At 61.1% G+C, this 2,463-nt stretch carries 4 protein-coding genes; all 4 read right to left on the bottom strand.

Annotated features, from left to right (window positions below; translation table 11 throughout):
* Positions 1-494, bottom strand: a 494-nt coding sequence (locus ABY403_RS15700; protein WP_372841755.1) for a MotA/TolQ/ExbB proton channel family protein, incomplete at its 3' end; no start/stop codon positions are given.
* Positions 487-843 carry a DUF2149 domain-containing protein gene (locus tag ABY403_RS15695; protein ID WP_372841754.1) on the bottom strand — a complete coding sequence of 119 codons (357 nt, stop codon included), beginning with the start codon at positions 841-843 and terminating at the stop codon, positions 487-489. The genes ABY403_RS15700 and ABY403_RS15695, both read right to left, overlap by 8 nt.
* The gene (locus tag ABY403_RS15690; RefSeq protein ID WP_372841753.1) at positions 836-1,345 is read right to left on the bottom strand and encodes a MotA/TolQ/ExbB proton channel family protein; all 510 of its coding nucleotides are present in this window, start codon (positions 1,343-1,345) and stop codon (positions 836-838) included. Before ABY403_RS15690 ends, ABY403_RS15695 begins: the two co-directional genes overlap by 8 nt.
* Positions 1,342-2,463 (bottom strand): cobaltochelatase subunit CobN (locus ABY403_RS15685; RefSeq protein ID WP_372841752.1); only part of this gene is annotated, 1,122 nt, incomplete at its 5' end. The genes ABY403_RS15690 and ABY403_RS15685, both read right to left, overlap by 4 nt.

The following is a 2,463-nucleotide window of genomic DNA, read 5'->3' as shown; positions in this document are numbered from 1 at the left end:
GGGGCAACTACGGCAAGGTTCGTTGTCTGGCTTTGTGCGATCGACACGAAAGAGTTCATGATCCCCCAGACCGTCCCGAACAGCCCAACGAAGGGCCCGACAGCACCGATCGTCGCCAACAGGCCCGTGCCACGCTGCAACCGACGCCCCTCCCGCGCCTCGACGCGACCAAGGCGCAACGCGACCCGTTCCTTGATTCCGCCCGGCACTGCCGGGCTTCCCGAAAGCGAAAGTTCGCGGCGCGTTTCATCCAGCATCCGAGAAGCGGCCCCCTTCAAGCTGCCGAGCGCGCCGAGGTCTTGCGCAGTTCGCAGGCGCGAAAGACCTCGACGCAGGGTGAAGCGGCGAAAGGCAAGCTCAAGCGACTTGGCGAACAGCACGGTCCAAGTCAGAATCGAGGCGCAGACAAGCAAGATCAGGATCGATTGCACAACGATATCAGCGTTTTCATACATGCCCATCGGCGTCAGGTCACTGACCACCAGATCACTCATTTGTGCCTCCTTCGGGTACGTAAACCATACTGCCGTCTTCCATCCGATAGGCGATCCCGGCCTTGGTGCCGGTGCCCGAACCGATGGCACCTGTAGAGGAGAAGGTCGTCATCTCCTCACCGTCCTTGATGATGATTTCCATATCCGGCTGCCCCGGATTCTTGATGACCGTCACCTGCTCGGCGGAAAACGGGTTCAATGGGTTCTCCATAACGGTGATCAGCAGCACCGCTATGATGACCAGAAACACGTCGATGATGTTGACCACCGAAAGGATCGGGTCATCGCTATCTTCGTCTTCCAGAATGGACAGCTGGTGATGCACCTCGTTTGCGCGCAGTTCAGTCATGGGCTGCCCCTTTCGCGCCTTGTCGCACCGGGATGGCGCTAAGGATGCCTTCCATCTCTTCCAGCAGCCACCGCCGCCGCACCGATACGACCGTGAAGGAAATAGCCGCCGCCAAAAGCGCGATGATAACCGCCGCGAAGGCGATCACGAGGTTTTCTGCGATCCCTGCTGTATCGCCCTGACTGACGGCAACCAGCGCCGGACCCATCGGGATCATCGTCCCGACAAGGCCCAGCATGGGGGCCACGCGGGATACGACGCGCAGCACCTCTAGGCGGCGCAGTAGGTGCAGTTCCAGCGCGTCCCGGCTGATGCCGGGGTTCTTCGCGCGGAAATCGGTCAGCGGTTGTGCGCCCCTGCGTCCAACCGCGCGCGTTGTCAGTTCGGCAAGAAAACTGCCCAGCAAAACCAGCGCCACCACGAACATCACCGAAAGGATCAACAGCACCGGCGTAAGGAACAGTTTCGAGATTTCGAACATCGTGGATTCAAGAATATTCATGCGAGGTCTCCAGATAGGGTTGCGCGCGGACGCAGCGACAGCAGGCCAGCCTGCCAAAGAAAGCCGAACCCGATCAGAAAGATCGGAATCAGGGCGAAATATTGGGGGGGCGCGGAAGCTGCGGCTTCTTGCACGTTTTCGCGCATCTCTTGCCCGGTCACGATTTCGGGCGCGGCGGCAGGTGCCGCTTCGGGCTGGCTGGCGGCATCCGGCACCATCGCCGCTAGGGTCAGGCCGAACCCGGCTGCCTGTTCGGCGACATATTCGGTAAAGACGCGGTTGTCGGTAACCACGTCATGCGCCGCGGCGACCTCGGTGTAGACATCTACCAGCGTCTTCAACGTTTCCGCGTCGGCATCCCAATAGCCCTTGCGGATGGCTTCGATCATACGCTCGGTGATCTGCGCCATGGCTTGCGGGTTGGTAGCCTCGAACCATTCCCGCACCCCGAGATCGTAGCGGTCCTCGACATAGACGGCCATGAACTCGCGCCACTGGTCATCGCGCACGATGTTGCGGTCCATCGCTTGCCAACCCCAGAAGTTGTTGACCGTATCCAGAAGCGCCAGTGTTCCGGCAAAGCCTTCGTCCTTCATCTCGGCCACCCAGCGGGGATGCTGGTAGACCGCGCGCAGTTCCGAGGCCATGAAGCTTTCCGCGCTTTGCAGCTTGGTCCGGTTGGGGTCGCGCATGTTCGAGATGTAAAGTGCCGGGCTCTCTCCGTCGATCGCGCGAACCGCAAGGCTCAGCCCGCCCAGATATTCGAACGGGTGATCGGTATCCAAAAGGCCGCGCAGGTTGGACGAGCGCGAAAACACCGCAGCATCCGTCCCCGCCAGTTGCATTGCGAAAGCGTCGGGTGCGCCATCGCCGAGCTTTTGGCTCCATTGCGTTCGGTCTGGCCCATAGGCCCAGCCCATCCGCATCAGATAGCCATCAGACAGTTGCCCGTCGTCCTCTTCCCAATCGCCGCTCATCATCACGGCGTCGGGCAGCCCGGTGCCGTAATCACCGCTTTGCGTGCCAAACATCCGGGTCAACGCGTAATTATCCGCGATACCGCCCTCGATACCTGCGGCGCGCAATGCGTCGGCGATCCGCGCGGTATTGGCGCGCAG

Source organism: Phaeovulum sp., assembly GCF_041596715.1.
GTDB lineage: Bacteria > Pseudomonadota > Alphaproteobacteria > Rhodobacterales > Rhodobacteraceae > UBA6213.
The sequence above is the reverse complement of the archived record's forward strand: the minus strand, read 5'-3'. Positions and strand labels throughout refer to the sequence as shown.